This window comes from Ochrobactrum sp. MYb379 (assembly GCF_037479515.1).
Classification (GTDB): domain Bacteria; phylum Pseudomonadota; class Alphaproteobacteria; order Rhizobiales; family Rhizobiaceae; genus Brucella.
Window position 1 is genome coordinate 21,161 of the sequence record NZ_JBBGYW010000013.1, and the last position, 19,613, is coordinate 40,773.

Below are 19,613 nucleotides of genomic sequence, written 5' to 3' on the forward strand. Positions count from 1 at the left end.
TGCTCCCTCATATTTGCCAGTTAAATAATTGTAAGGTTTACCGTCACTTGGCAGCTCTACCGGCCGCAAGACCGATCACGGCTGTTACAACCAGTGCAAAGGCTGCAACAAGGCTGGGAAGCGTAAACGAGCCAAAATGCTGAGCCATAAAGCCCGCTACCAATGGTCCAACAATCTGACCGATACTGAAACAGACCGTCATGCGGGCAAGAGCACGTTTTGGTGATTGCGGTGCGAGCATTCTTGCTGCCTGAAGGCCAAATGCGGTCAGCGCCATAAAGGTGATGCCCAACAGTGCGCCACCAATCAGTGGACCCCATGGTGGCGAAAGCAGCACACTTGCAGCCACACCGACCGCCTCAATTAGCGCCGTGATAGCAAAGGCTGTAAACAAACCAAATTTGCGGATTGCGGGAGACCACAACCAGATCGATGGTGCCGCACAAAGACCCGTCAGCACCCACACGCCTGCCTCCATCAATCCGCCGCCCTCATTGGCGCGGACAATCGCGATGATAAAAGTTGCAGTAATCACATAGCCAAAGCCAAAAATGCCATAGGCAAGAGCTATTGCATTGAAAGCAAAGCTATTCGGCAGCGCGGGCTCACGCTTACCGTTATTGCCGCCAATCGGGCCTTCTTTGACCAAAAAGACCACGCAAGCAGCGAGCACTGCACTTAAAATGGCTGCGCCAATCCAGTCAGCGCGCCAATCGAAGCCAAGGAAACGGACAGCTGCGACCATAATCGCAGACAGCGCGATACCAGCGCCCACGCCGCCAAAATGAAGCGCCGACAACTCTGCCTTTTCCGCCGCCGTAATGTGGCTTAACACGATTGCAGTGGCTAAAATCATCGTTACAGCGCTGATAAATCCTGCGGCAAAGCGAATGAATGAGAAAAGCCAGACCCCATCGACCATCGCCATGAGCGCACAAAGGATAGCGCTAATGATCAGGCCCGTCAGCACACTTGCGCGTTCAATTCCTGCCGACCAGCCATAGCCAGCGACAATCGCGCCTAGCAAATACCCCACATAATTGGCCGAAGCGATAAAGCCCGCATCAGCAGCATTGAAGCCTACATCTACCATCATGCCGGGCAAAATCGGCGTATAGATGAAACGTCCAATGCCCATCACCGCAATCATGGCGAAAAAGCCGCCAAGGGCATAGCGAAGGGCAGATGTATGCGGGTACGTCTGGGGGAGTGTGTTATTCATGGCGCGGAAAATACGCTTCGTTTGTCAGCATACAATTGAATTTTTCTGATCGGATCAATCACGGAAATTCAGTTCAACTTTCCGGCATTCGAGCGCTGAACCAGATCGGCGCTCTAACTCCTTTTACTTTAAGCATAATCTTATCGATCCTCGTTGAACGAAGGTCGGATTATGCTCGAGCGCGCACTGGCACGCTGTCCGGTTGGGCTGAATGCAGGAAGTGCAACAACGTTTCATTGACCGATTGCAAGCGAAAAGCCGTATCGCGCCAGCTGAAATCAATGTCTTGTGGCACAGGTAACAAACGCTCTGGCACCTCTCCTTCTTCGAGATTACAATTATGGATAACTGCTTGCAATGATTGCGCAATCCATTCTGGCGGCTGAGCTTCTTTCTTGCGCAGCGCATTGCCAAGCGCTTCGCCAAACAGCAGTGCTGATGCGTAGAGACGAATGCCTCGGCGATCATAGCGGCCTGCCATTTCGCTGACTTCGCGCGCGACAAGCCGCCCACGCAATGACCAGCGCGCATTGGAACGAGCCAATGCTATGCCGTCGCCCAGCGCATTGACCGCGCGTTGCGCCTGCGTGAACTGATTGATTGCGCTTTGCGCATGCACAACATCACGTTTTTCGAGCGCTATTGCCGACTGCTTGAGACCCTTCAGGATATTATCGACCAGCCCGCGAACGGCGCGATCAATCAGTCTGACCGGGTCAGGTGTTAGCAATATTTGGCTGAACAACAGCCCGACACCCGCACCCACCAGAACATCGATAAGCCGTGTCATTCCAGCAACTTGCGGCCCCATGGCCAACACAAGAATAGCCGAAACGCCCGATTGAATAGCGATGGCAGGGGCCAGACCAAAAGTCGTTGCAATCACCATGGCGACGCAGGTAGCAACGCTCATATGCAAGACCATAATGGTATCCGGCACGAAGAGAGACAACTCACCGACAATCACGCCGGTGGTCACACCGGCGATGACGCCAATCGCCTGTTTTCCGTGATTGGGCAGGTTCGGTGCAAGGCAAATAACGGCCGTCACCATCGCAAAAACAGGACGCGGCTGGCCGAGCATCCACTGGCAGATAAGCCATGCAACCGCACCACCAATGGAGGCGATCAGCGCATCGCGCCAACTCACCGACCATTGTTGAAAAACTCTGTTAAGTCGCTGATGCATGAATGGCCTGCCCTGTTATCCGTCATATTCAGAGATACAATTTATGGCAGGCTTTCAGATAGTTAAGCCTTAAAAAAATCTTCGTACTGATCCGGCTTAAAACCGACCGTCAACTTGCCGTCCTTATCGAGAACAGGACGTTTGACCATGGAAGGTTGCGCCAGCATCAGGGCACGCGCTTTGGCAGCATCGACATTCTGGCGCTCTTCTTCGGGCAGCTTCCGGAAGGTTGTGCCCGCACGATTGAGCAGCTTTTCCCACTCTATGTCCTTGAGAAAACGGTCGATTGTTGCAGCGTCCAGACCTTCTTTCTTATAGTCGTGAAAGCTGTATTCAATGCCATGATCCTCAAGCCAGCTACGGGCCTTCTTCATCGTGTCACAGGCCTTAATACCGTAGATGGTCACGCTCATTTTCGACTCCTTTGATCTCGTATCGCGATCAAAAGCCATCCGCAAAAACGTTGCAACCCCTTATTGTGCATCATGAAATATAATGCCCAGCGTATGACGTTTGCCTGAACGCAAACGACTAACGCCGTGCCGCATTTTAACTCTGTAATCGCCACGCGTGCCGCGGACCGGCCTGTCGTTTACTGCAAAAATCACAGCATCTCCCTGCCCTAAAGGAACGACTTCCGCCCTACTTTGCATACGTGGACGCTGCTCTGTGAGCACAAATTCCCCACCCGTAAAATCTTCCCCCGGCTGCGACAACAGCACAGCTACCTGAAGTGGGAAAGCAAGATCGCCATAAATATCTTGATGCAGGCAGTTATAATCACCCGCCACATATTGCAGGATGAGAGGCGTCGGACGCGTTTGCCGGGCAGCATGACACCTCGCGAGATACTCCTCATGATTCTCGGGGTATTCCACTCCGCTTCCGAGACGTTCACTCCAGCGATTAGCTATTGGGCTTAACTGTCCATACAATTCCTTGCGGGATTCACTGATGATCTTTGGGAGTGGATAGGCGAAATATTTGTACTCGCCGCGCCCAAATCCGTGCCTCGCCATGGAAATCGTCGAACGAAACGCATCGGAAGCGTTATAAAGGCCGCTAATCTCACTGCATTGGTCTTGAGAATAGAGCTGCTCCAGTGTTGCAGCACCGAACTGATCCAGCTCATCTGCAATTTTCTGCCAGTCGTAAGAAGCCAGTTTCTCTTTCATGACTGGCGTTCTTTTTTCAGCAATTGGCGCTTGCGTTCCACACCCCAGCGATAGCCGGAAATTCCGCCGTCATGACGCACCACGCGATGACACGGAACAGCAACAGCGATCTTGTTCGCACCGCAGGCTTGAGCGACCGCGCGCGCCGATTTTGGCAGACCAATTGTCTCAGCAAGCTCGCTATAACTCACCGTTTTACCCAATGGGATTTCACGTAAGGCTTGCCAGACGCGCTGCTGAAAAGCTGTACCTCTTAAATCGAGCGGCAGATGAAAACCGATACCGGGGTTTTCGACAAATCCGATCACCTGCGCGATATGATCCTCGAAATCGCGATCTGCACCGACAAGCTTTGCTTTGGGGAAGCGCTTCTCCAGATCGTCAATCAATTCCTGCGGATCATCGCTCATCAGAATAGCGCAAACACCCTTGCCACTTTCCGCCACCAGCACTGCACCCAGCGCAGATTGACCAATCGCAAAGCGGATAGTTTCGCTTTCGCCGCCAGACTTGAAAGCTTTTGGTTTCATACCGAGTATCTTGTCTGAGGCTTCATAGAAACGGCTGGAAGAATTATAGCCTGCCTCATAGATTGCATCGGTCACACGACTGGTCTCTTTAAGCACGGCACGCATTTTGTCGGCGCGATGCGCATCGGCATAGGCTTTGGGCGTGAGGCCGGTAAAGCTTTTGAAAATGCGATGGAAATGTGCAGGACTTGCGCCAGCGGCCCGTGCAATGTCTTCAAGCGACGGGACTTCTTCAGCATTTTCGATGAAACGACAAGCAAGCGAAACCATATCGGCATAACGCGCAGTGTTTTGTGTCTCAAGCGTTGCATCAACATGCGGTTTGCAGCGCATGCAGGGACGAAAACCTGCGTGTTCCGCATCGTCGCAAGCAGCAAAGAACTGGACATTTTCGCGTTTTGCACGTCGCGAAGGACATGACGGGCGACAATAAATGCCCGTCGTGCGGACGGCATAGACAAACTCACCGTCCGATGCCTTGTCCCGCGCAAGCACTTGTCTCCAGCGGTTGTCATCTGTGCTGTGGGTCAATGTCATCAGGTTCATGTCCGTTTCCCTTCCTACTATGAAGGAAAGCTATTCGCTTACAAGAGAAACAACACTCCGCTGCTTGCTTTCAAATTTTACGACCGCGTTAAGCCTTGCGTGCCTCTTTGATTGCATCAATCAGGTTTTGCTCTTTCATCACACCGCCATAAAGCCGCGTACCGATGACAAAAGACGGTGTACCACTGAAATTGAAAGCCTCGCCCTGTTCCATGTTGCGCTCAAGAATGCCGTCGATCCGCGCTGCATCAGCCTTATAGTCAGCTTCGAGCTTCTTCGGATCAAGGCCGGCTTTTTTCAAAGCCGCATCGGTCTGATCCTTTGTCAGACGGCCCGGCGTCAGCATCATGGCTTCCATAGCTTTGACGTAATTTTCCGACTTTTCTGCCGCTAGCACCAGACGCGCCGGATAGGAAGAATTGTCGCCAAAGATAATCCAGTCTTTCAACACCAGCCGAACATTGCCGTCTTTCTCGACAACACGCATCAGCTCTGCATGGCCCTTTTTGCAATAAGGACACTGATAATCGAAATACTCAACGATAGTCACATCGCCTTTCGGATTGCCAAGCACCGGGATTTCCGTGTCATAAAGGACTTCGGCGACGCTCGGCGCGCGCTGGGCGAAGCTTGCGCCGCCAGAAAATGCAAGTGTCGCGGCTCCGGCTACTGTTGTAGCGAGCATCTGGCGGCGGTTCATCATTAGCTTTCTCCTTGACCGGATTGAGACTTGCTCAGGACAACAACGCGGCTTCCAGCGGAAACGCGCTTGTGCAGATCGAGAATGTCCTGATTGAAAAGACGGATACAGCCCGACGAAGCAGCCTTGCCGATTGACCAGGGTTCGTTGGTGCCGTGGATGCGATAAAGCGTGTCTTTGCCATCGCGATAAAGATAGAGCGCACGCGCGCCAAGCGGGTTGCGAATACCGCCTTCCAGACCTTTCGCATGTTTTGCGTAATGGTCTGGGTTGCGCTTGATCATGTTTTGCGTTGGTGTCCAGCGTGGCCATTGTGCTTTGTAAGCAACCTGTGCGTCACCGCTGAATGTCATGCCCGCACGCCCCACGCCAACGGAATAACGCATGGCCTTACCACCGGGCTGCACGAGATAAAGATAGCGCGTATAGGGATCGACAATGATTGTGCCGACCGGGTGGCTGGTCTGATAATCCACTTGCTTGCGCAAATTGCGTTCAGCAATTTTACTGAGATCCAGCGCTGCGATGTGATTTCCACCATCGGTGACAGCGCCATACATCACTTCATATTCGCTTCTTGCCGTCTGAACTTCCGGCTCCGGCAAGAGAGGTGCAACAGCCGCAGGCTCAGGCGCCATGACCACTGGTTCGGGCATGTTAACAACCACAGGCCTGTCTTGTGTCGTGGTGCAGGCAGCAACTGCAAATGGCAGAAGGCCTATGAAAACCAGCCGCGCCAGCGAGCGTGCCGCCTTCTCTTTTTGATAATGTGTCGTCAATTTCCCCAACCCTACTTTGCCCAAGCCGTATCTAATTAAAAGCGCCGCCCTGCTTCTGCGTGGCATTCAGAAGCCCCACCGAACGCTCAATCGTTGCTGACGAAACATCGCCAACCAATCGTGTACCTTCAGGTTCTTTACTGGCATTGTTGAAGAAAATCATGGTCGGCGGACCTGCCACTCTGAGCTTTGCCATCAGATCGGCATTGCCCGCATTAAGGTCCGAGACATCGGCTTTGATAAGCTGATATCCGCCAAGCGCTTTCTTCACGCCTGCATCCGGCAGGACGCGCCGCTCCACAGCGGAGCAACTGACACACCAGTCTGCCGTAAAATAGACCAGCGTCGGCTTATCGCCGTGCGCCGCGTCCAGCTTTTCCTGAAGGGCAGAAACCGTTTCAACCGGCGCGAATCGTAACGCGGCTGAATTATGGTTAACATCTCGATTAGCTAATGCTGTCAGCGGTTGCAACGGATCGCGACCGCCAGACGCAACACCCACCATCAGAATAACGCCATAGACAAACGCAGCCGCTCCAATCGTGCGCGCAACAAGGTTGCGATGCGGGACTTTCATAAATGCGAAGCACGCCACGCCAAACAGCAGCAAAGCCCACAGAACCATATCCACGCCTGATGGCAGCAAAGGTGCAGCCATGAAAATGGCCGTGGCAAGAAAACCAAAGCCAAACACCTGTTTGACCGCTTCCATCCATGCGCCTGCACGCGGAAGCGTGCCCGCACCCAGCGTCGCAAAAGCAATCAGTGGCAGACCTTTGCCGATGCCAAGCGCGAAGAGCGCGCTGGCTCCAAGTGCAACATTAGCCGTCTGCGCAATATAAAGCAGCGCGCCAGCCAGCGGCGCAGTCACGCAAGGCCCGACAATCAAAACAGACGAGAAACCGAGGATTGCAGCAGAGCGCTTAGATCCCGTGCGCTGACCGGTTTTTGCGGAAATTGCACTGACCCATGACGATGGGAGCTGAAGCTGGAACAGGCCGAACATCGACAAAGCCAGCAATGTGAAGATGCCAGCCAGTGCCAGCGCCATCCATTTGGATTGCAGCACCATTTGTAGGTTCTGGCCCGACCAGCCTGCAATTGCACCAACGACTGCAAAGCCCAAAGCGAGGCTCACCACATAGGTGCTGGAAAGAACAAAGCCGCGTTTTGCCGTCAGTTTTTCACCTTCCCGCGCCAGCGTTCTCGCGACGATCGGATAGATTGGAAACACGCAAGGCGTAAAGGCCAGCAGCACACCGAAAGCAAGGAAAGCCGCAATCACCAGTGCCGAACCGCCCTGATCGAGAAGATTTTCGATCATGCCTTTTTCGGGGGCGAGCGCGAAAGCTTTGCTCTCAGCTATTGGAGCTGATGCGGCGGTGAACACCGAGCCGCTCGTAAACGCCTTCCCCATCTGAGAGCTGACGGCGAGCGTTACGGGATCTATCGTGCGGGTTTCAGGCCGATAGCAAATGCCGTCTTCCTGACATCCCTGATAGGTCAGCTGAATGGGTTCACTGCCTGCAGGAACACTTGCACTCGTACGTGTGTAATAGACTTCGAGGCGTCCGAAATTCGGGTCATCCTTGGCGATACCCGGTTGCGTATCAACGGTGAGTGCTGCGCCTTTCGCATCTTTTGCTTCGATATGATCGCGATAAAGATAATAGCCATCGGAAATCTGCCAGTTAAGAAGGAGCCGGTTGTCGCCATCCTTCACAACACTTAGACGAAAAGCATCATCCACCGGCAGCGGATTTGCGGCCAGCGCTGGTGAGAGAATGGCCACAACAAAGATGGCGAGTATCGCGAAGAGACGCATTTGGGTAATCTGATTCTCGAAAATGAATTAGGTTGTAAAAAGCAAATGCTGTTGCCAGCTTAAGGCAGCCTTAAGCTGGCGAAGCAAAAAGCCACATACGAATAAAACAAGGCGGAAACAGGAAAACATGCGCATTCTGGTGGTTGAAGACGATCCAATCCTGCTCGACGGGCTATCCGTGGGGCTGGGATTGGCTGGCTTTACCGTGGATGCGGTGGCGAGTTGTGGCGATGCGGATGCCGCGCTTGCTGCGCAAAACTATAATGCCGTTGTGCTTGATCTGATGCTGCCAGATGGTTCTGGTCTGGACATTCTCAAAGCCATGCGACAGGCCCGCGATGATACGCCAGTCCTGTTGCTGACCGCGCGTGATCAGGTGCCGGAGCGCATTGCAGGGCTAGATGCTGGGGCTGATGATTATGTCGGCAAACCATTCGATCTGCATGAATTGGCGGCGCGTGTGCGCGCCATTGCCCGGCGCGGTACCGGGCGCGCAAGCAGCACCCTTGAATGGCGCGGCGTGGAGCTTGATCCTGCCGAAATGTCGGTGCAATTCAACGGCGAACCGCTGCGCCTGACACGTCGTGAATTTTCAATATTGCGCGCATTGATGGAACGCCCAACCGCCACTGTTTCAAAGTCATCGCTTGAAGAAGCGCTATATGGCTGGCAAGAAGAAGTCGAAAGCAACGCAGTCGAGGTGCATATCCATCACTTGCGATCCAAGCTTGGCGCTGGCTTCATCGAAACCGTGCGCGGTGTCGGCTACAGGCTCGGCGGAGCACAGGCATGAATTCGCTCCGCAATCGTCTCACCGGCATATTGATCGGCATCACTTGTCTTGTCTGGCTTTTCGCCGTGATCTGGATACATGTCAGCACCCAATCAAAACTTGAAAAAGTGCTGGATGCGCGCCTGATGGAAGCTGCGCGCATGGTCAATTCGTTGCTCACCGAGCGGCGTGTTGAGGTTAATCCCGATGGTGACGGCGGGCAGCTTTCATTTAAACCGATGGATGATTTTCCTCATTATGACCGCCAGCTTTTCTGCCAGATTTGGGCAATCGACGGCAGGCTTGTGGGGCGGTCTGAAAGCGCTCCGGGTGAGCGGTTAACCGATGTTGCTAACGGCTTTTCCGATACCCTCGTTGCAGGTGAACGCTGGCGGGTCTTTGCGGTGGAAAACACCAAGCTCGGGCTGCGTGTGATGGTGGGTGACAGCCTATCAGTGCGTGAGCGACTGGTGCAAAATGTGGTGACGGGCGTGATTTTGCCAGCGCTGTTGATGCTGCCAATTCTGGCTCTGCTAATCTGGCTCTATGTCAGGCGCGGACTTAACCCGCTGAGCAACCTCGCTCGCACTTTATCGAAACGCGATGCGCGGGATTTGCGGCCGTTACCACAGGACAATCTGCCGTCGGAAATTACTCCCGCGGTCTCTGCGTTGAACGATCTCTTTCATCGCGTTGAGGAAGCGCGTGAACGCGAGCGCAATTTTGCGATCTTCGCCGCACATGAACTCAAGACCCCGCTTGCGGGTCTCAAGACACAGGCACAGATCGCGGAGGGTGCCAAAGACGACGCCATGCGCATCAATGCAGTCCGGCAGATTGCGGCGGGTGTTGATCGCACCAGCCGTCTCGTCAATCAGTTGCTGGATCTTGCCGCCCTTGAAACGGGCGATGAAATGGAGCCACCAGCACCGGAACCCGCCTGTCAGCTGCTGGTCTCGATCTCCACTGACATGCGTATGCTTGCAGCGCATCGTGGCGTAAAAATTGAACTGCCCAACAATCTACCGCTTGTTACAATGCAATATCCGCATCTTTTCACGCTTGCCATGCGCAACCTGATCGAGAATGCCGTCAACCATTCACCTGAAGGCGGCTCGGTGCGATGCAGCCTCGAAAAGACGGGTGATCAGGTTGTTTTCACTGTCGAGGATGACGGTCCCGGCATTCCGCCGCAAGATATGGCGCATGTAACCGAGCGTTTTTATCGCGGTGCCAACAGAAGTGAAAATGGCAGCGGCCTTGGCCTTGCTATCGTCAAGATGGCCACGACACGCATGGGTGGCGAGGTTCAACTTCGCAATCGCCCGGAAGGTGGCTTGCGCGCCCTTGTCATTATCCCCGCCCAGGCTACGGAATAAGCGGCTAGGCGCTCCAGAGCTGACAGGCCCACTCCCCCAAAACTCCCAATTCGTCGCATCCCAAACAAGCGCTATTTGATTTAGATCAATGACACGTAACCGAGAAATGTCGATAGAGGGGCTATCGACATAGCTGTCTTCATTAAGACAGTTTCTGACTTGCGCTGCGAGGGGATTACATGAACTACGCCGCTGGAACAGTCCTGTCTGGTCTGGGAGCACTTTTTGCCGTGCTTCTGGCCGGATTTTCTCATGATGAGTTGTTCAGAACCCATATGTGGATTCTGTTCGCCGTACTCGCCATTTTCACCATTCTGCTGATGCGTAATGCTGATTACAGCCTGACGCCAAAAAAGGTCGATACGTCGACCTATATTGACGGGCCGATCCGCTATGGCGTTATCGCGACCGTGTTTTGGGGTGTGGTTGGGTTTCTGGTCGGCGTGCTTATCGCAGCACAGCTCGCTTTCCCTGATCTGAACTTTGAGCCTTATCTCAACTTCGGTCGCCTGCGCCCATTGCACACATCGGGCGTTGTATTCGCATTTGGCGGCAACATCTTGATCGCATCGTCATTTTATGTCGTGCAGCGCACCTGTCGCGCACGCCTGTTCGGCGGCGATCTCGCATGGTTCGTGTTCTGGGGTTACAACCTCTTCATCGTGATGGCTGCAACAGGCTACCTGCTCGGCATTACGCAATCGCGCGAATATGCTGAACCAGAATGGTATGTCGATATCTGGCTGACCATTGTCTGGGTCGCCTATCTCGCCGTGTTCCTTGGCACCGTCTTGCGGCGCAAGGAGCCACATATCTATGTGGCAAACTGGTTCTACCTGTCATTCATCGTCACAATTGCGATGTTGCACATCATCAACAATCTGGCGATCCCAGTCTCATTCCTCGGCGTGAAAAGCTATTCAGCTTTCGCAGGCGTACAGGACGCTGTGACGCAGTGGTGGTATGGTCATAACGCGGTGGCGTTCTTCCTGACCGTACCGTTCCTCGCCATGATGTATTATTTCGTACCAAAGCAGGCGAACCGTCCGGTTTACTCCTACCGTCTATCGATCGTGCACTTCTGGTCGATCATCTTCCTCTATATCTGGGCTGGTCCTCACCACCTGCATTACACGGCTGTTCCCGATTGGGCGCAGACGCTTGGCATGGTGTTCTCGATCATGCTGTGGATGCCTTCTTGGGGTGGCATGATCAACGGTCTGATGACGCTTTCAGGTGCATGGGACAAGGTACGTACCGATCCGATCATCCGTCTGATGGTTGCTGCGATCGCCTTCTACGGCATGGCAACCTTTGAAGGTCCAATGCTGTCGATCAAAGCGGTTAACTCGCTGTCGCACTACACCGACTGGACCATTGGTCACGTTCATGCGGGTGCTCTTGGCTGGAACGGCATGATTACCTTCGCGGCTGTCTATTACCTGACACCAAAGCTGTGGAACCGCGAACGTCTCTATTCGATCCGTATGGTCAACTGGCACTTCTGGTTAGCGACACTCGGCATCGTGCTTTACGCCGCCGCCATGTGGGTTGCCGGTATCCAGCAGGGTCTGATGTGGCGCGAATACGACAGCCAGGGCTTCCTCGTTTACTCGTTCGTCGAAACCGTAGCTGCCATGTTCCCTTACTACGTCATCCGTACGCTGGGCGGCGTGCTCTACCTCGCCGGTGGACTGGTTATGGCCTGGAACGTCTATCAGACCATTCGCGGCAATCTGCGCAAAGAAGCCCCAATGGGCGGTGCGCAGCCTGTGGTTGGCGCAGCTGTTCAGCCAGCCGAATAAGGAGTGTGATTTATGTCTTTTCTGAAAAAACACTCCACACTGGAGAAAAACGCAACGCTGTTGCTGATCGCCTCGCTGGCTGTTGTGACTGTCGGCGGCATCGTGGAAATCGCCCCGCTTTTCTATCTCGAAAATACCATCGAGAAGGTGGAAGGGATGCGTCCCTATTCACCGCTGGAACTGGCGGGCCGCGACATCTATGTGCGTGAAGGCTGCTACCTCTGCCACAGCCAGATGATCCGTCCGTTCCGCGATGAAGTGGAACGTTACGGCCATTACTCTCTGGCAGCGGAATCCATGTATGACCATTCGTTCCAATGGGGATCGAAGCGCACGGGGCCAGACCTCGCGCGCGTCGGTGGCCGCTATTCCAACGAATGGCATGTGCAGCATCTGGTGCGCCCGCGTGACGTGGTGCCGGAATCGGTTATGCCGAATTACGGCTTCCTGCTGAAAAACCCGCTGAAAATCAGCGATATTTCGGCCAATCTCAAAGCCAACGTTGCTGTTGGCGTGCCTTATAGCCAAGAGATGGTCGATAACGCGCTTGCTGATCTTAAAGCGCAGGCAGAGCCGGATGCCGATACAACTGCCCTTCTCGAACGCTACCCCAAAGCGAAAGTTGGCGACTTTGACGGCAACCCGCAGGTCATCTCGGAAATGGATGCATTGATTGCCTATCTCCAGATGCTCGGCACGCTCGTCGACTTCTCGACCTACGACCAGTCCCCCAAAGCACGATAACGCGGAGAATTAGCCATGGATTACAATACCCTGCGCACTTTCGCCGATAGCTGGGGCCTGCTCGCGATGGCTCTGTTCTTCGTCTTCGTTATTCTTTTTGCTTTCCGTCCGGGAAGCAAAAAGAAAGCCGATGAAGCGAAGGAAATACCGTTCAAGGACGACAAAAATGACTGACAAACAAGTTGATGAAGTCAGTGGCGTACCCACAACCGGCCATGAATGGGACGGTATTCAGGAACTCGACAACCCAATGCCACGCTGGTGGCTGTGGACCTTTTACGCGACCATCGTTTGGGCCGCAGCCTATGTGATTGCCTATCCGGCATGGCCGCTGATCTCAAGCTCGACGGCAGGTCTTTATGAATGGTCGAGCCGGGGCGATTTCTGGAAGGAAAACGCACAGATCGCAGCTGACCGTCAGGGCATTATGGACCAGATTAATGCCAAGGACGTGCATGAGATCATCGCGGATGAAAACCTGCGCCAATATGCGATTGCTGGCGGTGCAGCAGCGTTCCGCGTGAACTGCGTACAGTGCCACGGCACTGGTGCACAGGGCGCACCGGGCTATCCAAACCTCAACGATGATGACTGGCTCTGGGGTGGTTCGGTTGACGACATTCTGACGACCATCCGTCATGGCGTGCGTTCGCCCGATGACGCGGATACCCGCGTTTCGGAAATGCCAGCCTTTGTCGATGTGCTTGAACCAGAACAGGTTCGTGACGTTGCGGCCTATGTGGTCAGCCTTTCGGGCACACCGCATAACCCGGATATGATCCCGGCTGGCAAGCAGGTCTTCGCGGAAAACTGCGCTGTCTGCCACGGCGCAGATGCGAAGGGCTTGCGCGAATTTGGCGCGCCAAACCTTACCGATGCGATCTGGTTCTACGGTTCTGGTGAAGACGCAATCGCCAAGCAGGTTGCGCGTCCAAAACATGGCGTGATGCCTGCATGGGAAGCACGTCTTGGCGACGCAACCGTCAAGCAGCTCGCAATCTTCGTCCACTCGCTCGGCGGTGGTGAATAATAGCATCCAAGCTTCAGCTGGCCCCGGCTTGACGGCAATTCGGGGCCAGCCAAACGAGAAATACATAAGAACGGACGGCGAATAATCACCCCGCTCTCAATCAAGACAAGTGCGAAACAACCGGCAAGCCAGCTTCTGTCTGTCGGCCTCGCGCTTGAGGAGCAAGGCAAATGTCAGACGATGTCGAACGGATAGACGTTCAGGCAGTCAATTCCCCCAATATCCGGCAGTCGTTGTACGCGGCACGGGTAAAGATATTTCCGAAGCGTGTGAAGGGCAATTTCCGCCGCTTCAAGTGGATCATCATGTTCATCACGTTGGGTATTTACTACCTGACGCCATTTCTGCGCTGGGATCGCGGCCCCTATGCGCCCGATCAGGCAGTGCTGATCGATCTTGCCAATCGTCGCTTCTATTTCCTCTTCGTCGAAATCTGGCCGCAAGAATTTTATTACGTCGCAGGTCTGCTCATCATGGCGGGCCTTGGTTTGTTTCTGGTGACATCGGCGGCGGGCCGCGCATGGTGCGGTTATACCTGTCCGCAAACCGTCTGGGTCGATCTTTATCTGGTTGTCGAGCGCGCTATTGAAGGCGACCGCAATGCCCGCATGAAGCTCGACAAAGCGCCTTGGTCTTTTGAAAAGGTTTGGAAGCGTGTCACCAAGCATACGGTCTGGATTATCATCGGTGTTCTGACCGGCGGCGCGTGGATTTTCTACTTTGCTGATGCGCCCACGCTGCTGGTGGATTTTGTCACCGGTCAAGCAGCCTCCGTCGCCTATATGACTGTCGCGATCCTCACCGCCACCACCTATATTTTCGGTGGACTGATGCGCGAGCAGGTCTGCACTTATATGTGCCCATGGCCACGCATTCAGGCCGCAATGCTGGATGAAAACTCGCTGACTGTGACCTATAATGACTGGCGCGGCGAACCACGCTCACGCCATTCCAAGAAGGCACTCGCAGCGGGTGAAACCGTCGGCGACTGCGTGGATTGTAATGCCTGTGTTGCTGCCTGCCCGATGGGGATTGATATTCGCGATGGCCAGCAGCTCGAGTGCATCACCTGCGCACTCTGCATTGATGCATGCGACAGCGTCATGGATAAAGTCGGCAAAGAGCGGGGATTGATTTCCTATGCAACGCTTGCCGACTATGACTGGAACATGGCGCTTGCCACCAATAATGGCACCGCGCCAATCAATCCGGCGCGGGTGTATGAAACACCGAACAAGCTGTCCCCCGCGGTTGAACATCTGTCGTGGAAGAAGGTTCTTCGTCCGCGCACTCTGTTCTATTTCATCGTCTGGGCGTTGATCGGTCTGACACTGGTTATTTCGCTCTCGATGCGTCAGCGTATCGGTATCAATGTATTGCATGATCGCGCACCGCAATATGTGCTGCTGTCGGATGGTTCGATCCGCAACGGCTACACGGTCAAGCTGCTCAACATGATCCCGGTTCCGCGCACGTTCCGCCTTTCGATTGAAGGTCTACCCGGCGCGAAACTGACTGTGCAAGATGAAAACCTGAATGCAGAGGGCGATTACGATATACCCGTTGAACCCGACCGGCTGAAAACATTGCGGGTTTTCGTAACCCTGCCGCATGATGCCATTACGGAGCAGCGCTCCGACTATGAAATCGAAGTGCGTGACGCGGACGGCGCGGAACATGCACGTTACAAAGCAACCTTCATGGCTCCGGAGAAGAAATGATGTCAGTGAAATCAAAAACCACCAATGGCTTCACCGGTTGGCACATGCTGGGTATTATGTTCGCGTTCTTCGGTGTCATCATCGCGGTCAATATGACCATGGCTTATAAGGCTGTGAGCAGTTGGAGCGGACTGGTCGTCAAGAACACCTATGTCGCCAGTCAGGAGTTCAACGACAAAGCAGAGACTGGAAAAGAGCAGGCAGCGCTTGGCTGGCAGTCTCAGCCAGCGCTCGAAGAAGGTGTGTTCTCGTGGCGCCTGAATGATCGCGACGGCAAGGCCGTTGTGATGACGGGCGGCACGGTAGAATTCAAGCGCCCTGTCGGTGATGCGCATGACACAAAAGTGGACCTCACTGTTGCAGAAGACGGTTTGCTCAGCGCTCCGCTAGCGCTCGATGAAGGTGCCTGGATCATGGAAGTCAACGCCGTCGCCAGAGACGATTACAACCTTGAAGACCCCTATCGTCACATCATCCGCGTTCTTGTGAAGGACGGGAGGATCTTATGAGTTGTTGCGTTGAAAATGCACAAATAGCGACCGTCATTCAGTCGGTTTCACCGGATGAAATGCTGGTCGCAAGCCGTGCACTCGGCGATGGTCTGCGCCAGCTTGATCTCTCAGTTCCCGGCGTTCATTGCGGGCTTTGCATCAAGACTATTGAAGACGCTCTGGGCAAGATTAGCGGAGTTGCATATGTGCGCGTCAATCTCACCGCGCGCCGCGTTACCATTCGCTGGAAGGATGGCGAAACGCCGCCCGATGTTGTCGATCCGCTACGCCGCCTTGGTTATGAAGCGCATATTTTCGATATGGTGCAGGACAAAGACCCGACCTTCACGCGGCTGCTGATTGCACTTGGTGTGGCAGCCTTTGCATCCAGTAATGTGATGTTGTTGTCGGTTGCCGTCTGGTCAGGTGCAGATGCTGCCACCCGCGATATGTTTCACTGGATTTCCGGTCTGATCGCCCTGCCGACCCTGATTTATTCGGGCCGGATTTTCTACGTTTCTGCATGGAATGCGCTGCGCGCGCGCCGCGTGAACATGGATGTGCCAATCGCGCTCGCCATTTCGCTCGCCTTTGGCATGAGCGTTTATGAAACAATGAACCACGGCCAGCATGCCTATTTCGACGCTTCTGTCTCGCTGCTGTTCTTCCTGCTGATTGGCCGCACGCTCGACTATCTCATGCGCGCACGCGCACGTTCTGCGGTGCGTGGTCTGGCGCAATTAAGCCCGCGCGGTGCGGTGGTGATTGGCGAAAATGACGAGCGCAACTATCTGCCGGTCAATGAAATCCGCCCCGGAATGCGAATCATCCTTGCCGCAGGCGAACGTGTGCCGGTAGATGCCAAGGTCGAAGACGGTCGTTCCGAACTCGATTGCGCGATTGCGTCAGGCGAAAGCGATGCGGTGCCTGTCGGCCCCGGCTCGGATATTCGCGCCGGAACCATCAACTTGTCTGCCCCGCTCGTCATTCGTGCGACCGCTGAAGCCAAGGATTCCTTCCTCGCTGAAATGGTGCGTCTGATGGATGTGGCCGAAGGTGGTCGCGCATTCTATCGCCGCCTCGCTGATCGCGCGTCGGAACTCTATGTGCCGATGGTACATACGATTGCCTTTGCGGCTTTTGTCGGCTGGATGATTTATACGGGCGGCGACTGGTATCGTTCTATTTACATTGCGATCTGCACGCTGATAATCACCTGTCCCTGTGCGCTGGCACTGGCAGTTCCCATCGTTCAGGTGGTCGCAGCGCGTCGCCTGTTTGAAAACGGCATCATGATCAAGGACGGCTCTGCCATGGAACGTATGGCCGAGATCGACACGGCCGTATTCGACAAAACCGGCACGCTGACACTTGGTCAGCCTCGCCTGATTGATCTTGATGCGGTCAATCCGAACAATTTGGAAATTGCATCTGAACTATCGCTTTATTCGCGCCATCCGCTTTCGCGCGCGCTTGCGCTGTTTTCCGGTGCAAAGCAGATGACGGCTTTCACGCGCATTGAGGAAATTCCCGGCGCTGGCATCGAGGCAGAGCTGAGCGGAACGATTTATCGTCTTGGCAAACGCGAATGGGCGGACAGAAACACGAACGCTGCGCTGTCAGATGGCCCGGAAACTTGCCTGTCCATCAATGGCATGCTTGTTGAAACCTTCCGCTTTGAAGATCAGCCACGCGAAGATGCAGCTGCCGCGATTGGTACGCTGAAGCGTAATGGTTTGAAGCTTGAAATTATCTCGGGCGACAAACTGCCTGCAGTGAAAAAGCTTGCTGCCTATCTCGGTGTTGATCAATATCGTGGTGAAGTTCTGCCTGCCGATAAATCGGAGCTTGTGCAGGGTCTGGCAGCTGATGGTCGTAAAGTCCTGATGGTCGGCGATGGGCTGAACGATGCGCCAGCGCTTGTGGCGGCGCATGTTTCGATGGCTCCAGCAACCGCGGCCGACATTGGCCGCAACGCCGCCGATTTCGTGTTCCTGCGTGAAAGCCTGTCTGCTGTTCCGCTGGCTTTTGCGGTGTCAAAAGAAGCGGGTCGGTTGATCAGCCAGAACTTTGCACTTTCCATCGGCTATAATATCATTGCTGTGCCGATTGCGATTTTCGGCTATGTCACGCCGCTGGTGGCAGCACTTTCAATGTCGTTGTCATCGATTGTGGTTGTCAGTAACGCCATGCGGCTTAGGGCCGGAAAACAAAAACAGCAGGCGCAAAACAAGGTCGCGCCGGCTGTCATTCTCAAGGAAGCGCACAAATGAGCGGACTTCTTTTCCTGATTCCAATTGCGCTTGGCCTGGGTATTCTGGGCCTTGCCGGATTTCTATGGTCATTGAAAAACGGCCAGTATGAAGATCTGGATGGAGCGGCAACGCGCATCCTGATCGACGACGAAACTAAGCCATTATCAAAATAGCGCGGAGATCGTTGACATTGGTGCCGGTTGGCCCCGGCGTGAACAGATCGCCAATCGCATCAAACGCGCTCCATGCATCATTGGTATTCAGCCGTGCAGCGCCATCCTCACCCGCATCGCGCAAACGCGAAGCGGTGGTGCCATCGGCAAAGGCACCGGCATTATCTTCCGAACCGTCAATGCCGTCCGTATCTGCGGCCAGCGCGTGAATATTCCCATAGCCATCAATATCAAGCGCGAAAGCCAGAAGAAACTCGCTGTTGCGGCCACCCTTGCCGCCTTTGGCGCGGATGGTCACAGTGGTCTCACCACCGGAAAGCAGAACAATCGGTTTTTTGAACGGGCGATCACGATCCGCCACTTCCCGCGCGATTGCCGCATGAACATGCGCGACTTCGCGCGCCTCACCCTCTATTGAATCGGACAGGATCACCGCTTCAACGCCATGCCGCTGCGCTTCTTTGACGGCTGCTTCCAGCGACACGGCTGCTGATGCGATCACCCGCACTTCGTTGTCAGCAAAGATCTTATCGTCAGGCTTCGGCGCATGCGATTTCTCGCTTTTGATATGTGCGAGCACGGCATCGGGCAGTTCAAGTCTATAGCTTTCGATAATTTTGAGCGCTTCGTCGCGGTTCGTTTCATCAGGCACAGTCGGGCCGGACGCCACAAAGGCGGGGTTGTCACCGGGAATATCGGACACTACCAGCGAGAAGACTTTGGCAGGATGCGCCGCTGCTGCCAGCCTTCCGCCTTTAATAGTCGAGAGATGCTTTCGCACGGCATTCATGGCCGATATCGGCGCACCGGACGCCAGCAATACTTTGTTGACGGCGATCTCGTCAGCAAGCGTCAGACCTTTAGGTGGCGATGGCAACAAAGCCGAGCCACCACCAGAAATCAGCGCCACAACAAGATCATCTTCAGTGAGGTTGGATACCGCATCAAACAGCCGTTTTGAGGCCCCAAGCCCGGCATCATCAGGCACCGGATGCGATGCTTCGATGATCTCAATCGTGTTGCAAGGCGCACCATAGCCATAGCGCGTGACGACAACACCTTCGATTGGCGCGTCCTCGCCCTCATGCCGCTCTGCCCATGCGCGCTCAAAAGCTGCTGCCATCTGCGCCGAACCTTTGCCCGCACCAATCACAATCGTCCGGCCTTTGGGCTTGGCAGGCAAATTGGCGCGGATCACCAGTTCAGGATCAGCAGCCGCAACCGCTGCATCGAACAGGCTGGTCAGAAACTTCTTCGGATCGTTGATGGCAGTCATG

General features: G+C 54.6%; 19 protein-coding genes. 10 read left to right on the plus strand and 9 right to left on the minus strand.

Going from position 1 to position 19,613, the window contains the following annotated elements; translation table 11 throughout:
• Positions 1–43 precede the first annotated feature (43 nt).
• The 8 genes from WH356_RS18770 to dsbD all read right to left on the minus strand — a co-directional run bounded on the left by WH356_RS18770 (position 44) and on the right by dsbD (position 7,966).
• Positions 44–1,222 carry a YbfB/YjiJ family MFS transporter gene (locus WH356_RS18770; protein ID WP_339513519.1) on the minus strand — a complete coding sequence of 393 codons (1,179 nt, stop codon included), beginning with the start codon at positions 1,220–1,222 and terminating at the stop codon, positions 44–46.
• A 169-nt stretch (positions 1,223–1,391) separates the two neighbouring features.
• On the minus strand, positions 1,392–2,411 hold the full coding sequence (locus WH356_RS18775) for an FUSC family protein (RefSeq protein ID WP_339513521.1): 1,020 nt from the start codon (positions 2,409–2,411) through the stop codon (positions 1,392–1,394).
• A gap of 62 nt (positions 2,412–2,473) precedes the next feature.
• Complete coding sequence (locus tag WH356_RS18780; RefSeq protein ID WP_250040141.1) at positions 2,474–2,824, minus strand: ArsC family reductase; 351 nt, start codon at positions 2,822–2,824, stop codon at positions 2,474–2,476.
• 60 nt (positions 2,825–2,884) lie between these two features.
• Entirely contained in the window at positions 2,885–3,586 is a 702-nt protein-coding gene (locus tag WH356_RS18785; protein WP_339513523.1) for a 2OG-Fe(II) oxygenase, read from the minus strand.
• Complete coding sequence (gene ada / locus WH356_RS18790) at positions 3,583–4,662, minus strand: bifunctional DNA-binding transcriptional regulator/O6-methylguanine-DNA methyltransferase Ada (RefSeq protein ID WP_339513525.1); 1,080 nt, start codon at positions 4,660–4,662, stop codon at positions 3,583–3,585. The genes WH356_RS18785 and ada overlap by 4 nt, the downstream gene beginning before the upstream one ends.
• Before the next feature lie 88 nt (positions 4,663–4,750).
• Positions 4,751–5,365 carry a DsbA family protein gene (locus WH356_RS18795; protein ID WP_339513527.1) on the minus strand — a complete coding sequence of 205 codons (615 nt, stop codon included), beginning with the start codon at positions 5,363–5,365 and terminating at the stop codon, positions 4,751–4,753.
• Entirely contained in the window at positions 5,365–6,141 is a 777-nt protein-coding gene (locus tag WH356_RS18800; RefSeq protein ID WP_339513529.1) for a L,D-transpeptidase, read from the minus strand. The genes WH356_RS18795 and WH356_RS18800 overlap by 1 nt, the downstream gene beginning before the upstream one ends.
• A gap of 31 nt (positions 6,142–6,172) precedes the next feature.
• A complete protein-coding gene (gene dsbD / locus WH356_RS18805; protein ID WP_339513531.1) occupies positions 6,173–7,966 on the minus strand; it encodes a protein-disulfide reductase DsbD in 1,794 nt (597 codons plus the stop codon).
• Positions 7,967–8,093: 127 nt separating this feature from the next.
• Between dsbD and WH356_RS18810 the strand changes: the two genes are divergently transcribed.
• The 10 genes from WH356_RS18810 (at position 8,094) to ccoS (ending at position 18,336) form a co-directional block, all read left to right on the plus strand.
• Complete coding sequence (locus tag WH356_RS18810) at positions 8,094–8,759, plus strand: response regulator transcription factor (protein WP_339513533.1); 666 nt, start codon at positions 8,094–8,096, stop codon at positions 8,757–8,759.
• Complete coding sequence (locus WH356_RS18815; protein ID WP_339513535.1) at positions 8,756–10,117, plus strand: ATP-binding protein; 1,362 nt, start codon at positions 8,756–8,758, stop codon at positions 10,115–10,117. Before WH356_RS18810 ends, WH356_RS18815 begins: the two co-directional genes overlap by 4 nt.
• 179 nt (positions 10,118–10,296) lie before the next feature.
• Entirely contained in the window at positions 10,297–11,922 is a 1,626-nt protein-coding gene (gene ccoN / locus WH356_RS18820) for a cytochrome-c oxidase, cbb3-type subunit I (protein WP_339513537.1), read from the plus strand.
• Positions 11,923–11,934: 12 nt separating this feature from the next.
• Positions 11,935–12,666 carry a cytochrome-c oxidase, cbb3-type subunit II gene (gene ccoO, locus WH356_RS18825; RefSeq protein ID WP_339513539.1) on the plus strand — a complete coding sequence of 244 codons (732 nt, stop codon included), beginning with the start codon at positions 11,935–11,937 and terminating at the stop codon, positions 12,664–12,666.
• A gap of 15 nt (positions 12,667–12,681) precedes the next feature.
• A complete protein-coding gene (locus WH356_RS18830) occupies positions 12,682–12,840 on the plus strand; it encodes a CcoQ/FixQ family Cbb3-type cytochrome c oxidase assembly chaperone (protein ID WP_024896091.1) in 159 nt (52 codons plus the stop codon).
• Positions 12,833–13,696, plus strand: coding sequence for a cytochrome-c oxidase, cbb3-type subunit III (ccoP, locus tag WH356_RS18835; RefSeq protein WP_339513544.1), 864 nt, complete (start codon positions 12,833–12,835; stop codon positions 13,694–13,696). The genes WH356_RS18830 and ccoP overlap by 8 nt, the downstream gene beginning before the upstream one ends.
• 170 nt (positions 13,697–13,866) lie before the next feature.
• Positions 13,867–15,417, plus strand: a complete 1,551-nt coding sequence (gene ccoG, locus WH356_RS18840; RefSeq protein WP_339513546.1) for a cytochrome c oxidase accessory protein CcoG — start codon at positions 13,867–13,869, stop codon at positions 15,415–15,417.
• A complete protein-coding gene (locus WH356_RS18845; RefSeq protein WP_339513664.1) occupies positions 15,417–15,926 on the plus strand; it encodes a FixH family protein in 510 nt (169 codons plus the stop codon). Before ccoG ends, WH356_RS18845 begins: the two co-directional genes overlap by 1 nt.
• Complete coding sequence (locus WH356_RS18850; protein WP_339513548.1) at positions 15,923–18,181, plus strand: cation-translocating P-type ATPase; 2,259 nt, start codon at positions 15,923–15,925, stop codon at positions 18,179–18,181. The genes WH356_RS18845 and WH356_RS18850 overlap by 4 nt, the downstream gene beginning before the upstream one ends.
• On the plus strand, positions 18,178–18,336 hold the full coding sequence (gene ccoS / locus WH356_RS18855; RefSeq protein WP_339513550.1) for a cbb3-type cytochrome oxidase assembly protein CcoS: 159 nt from the start codon (positions 18,178–18,180) through the stop codon (positions 18,334–18,336). The genes WH356_RS18850 and ccoS overlap by 4 nt, the downstream gene beginning before the upstream one ends.
• Here ccoS and WH356_RS18860 read toward each other — a convergent pair.
• Complete coding sequence (locus WH356_RS18860; RefSeq protein WP_339513552.1) at positions 18,317–19,612, minus strand: glycerate kinase type-2 family protein; 1,296 nt, start codon at positions 19,610–19,612, stop codon at positions 18,317–18,319. The two genes, ccoS and WH356_RS18860, sit on opposite strands and share 20 nt — an antisense overlap.
• Position 19,613: the final 1 nt, after the last annotated feature.

Coding starts and splice junctions, on each gene's coding strand:
- WH356_RS18770 (WP_339513519.1), bottom strand. CDS start 1,222: ATGAATAACACACTCCCCCAGACGTACCCGCATACATCTGCCCTTCGC.
- WH356_RS18775 (WP_339513521.1), bottom strand. CDS start 2,411: ATGCATCAGCGACTTAACAGAGTTTTTCAACAATGGTCGGTGAGTTGG.
- WH356_RS18780 (WP_250040141.1), bottom strand. CDS start 2,824: ATGAGCGTGACCATCTACGGTATTAAGGCCTGTGACACGATGAAGAAG.
- WH356_RS18785 (WP_339513523.1), bottom strand. CDS start 3,586: ATGAAAGAGAAACTGGCTTCTTACGACTGGCAGAAAATTGCAGATGAG.
- ada (WP_339513525.1), bottom strand. CDS start 4,662: ATGAACCTGATGACATTGACCCACAGCACAGATGACAACCGCTGGAGA.
- WH356_RS18795 (WP_339513527.1), bottom strand. CDS start 5,365: ATGATGAACCGCCGCCAGATGCTCGCTACAACAGTAGCCGGAGCCGCG.
- dsbD (WP_339513531.1), bottom strand. CDS start 7,966: ATGCGTCTCTTCGCGATACTCGCCATCTTTGTTGTGGCCATTCTCTCA.
- WH356_RS18810 (WP_339513533.1), top strand. CDS start 8,094: ATGCGCATTCTGGTGGTTGAAGACGATCCAATCCTGCTCGACGGGCTA.
- WH356_RS18815 (WP_339513535.1), top strand. CDS start 8,756: ATGAATTCGCTCCGCAATCGTCTCACCGGCATATTGATCGGCATCACT.
- ccoN (WP_339513537.1), top strand. CDS start 10,297: ATGAACTACGCCGCTGGAACAGTCCTGTCTGGTCTGGGAGCACTTTTT.
- ccoO (WP_339513539.1), top strand. CDS start 11,935: ATGTCTTTTCTGAAAAAACACTCCACACTGGAGAAAAACGCAACGCTG.
- WH356_RS18830 (WP_024896091.1), top strand. CDS start 12,682: ATGGATTACAATACCCTGCGCACTTTCGCCGATAGCTGGGGCCTGCTC.
- ccoP (WP_339513544.1), top strand. CDS start 12,833: ATGACTGACAAACAAGTTGATGAAGTCAGTGGCGTACCCACAACCGGC.
- ccoG (WP_339513546.1), top strand. CDS start 13,867: ATGTCAGACGATGTCGAACGGATAGACGTTCAGGCAGTCAATTCCCCC.
- WH356_RS18845 (WP_339513664.1), top strand. CDS start 15,417: ATGTCAGTGAAATCAAAAACCACCAATGGCTTCACCGGTTGGCACATG.
- WH356_RS18850 (WP_339513548.1), top strand. CDS start 15,923: ATGAGTTGTTGCGTTGAAAATGCACAAATAGCGACCGTCATTCAGTCG.
- ccoS (WP_339513550.1), top strand. CDS start 18,178: ATGAGCGGACTTCTTTTCCTGATTCCAATTGCGCTTGGCCTGGGTATT.
- WH356_RS18860 (WP_339513552.1), bottom strand. CDS start 19,612: ATGACTGCCATCAACGATCCGAAGAAGTTTCTGACCAGCCTGTTCGAT.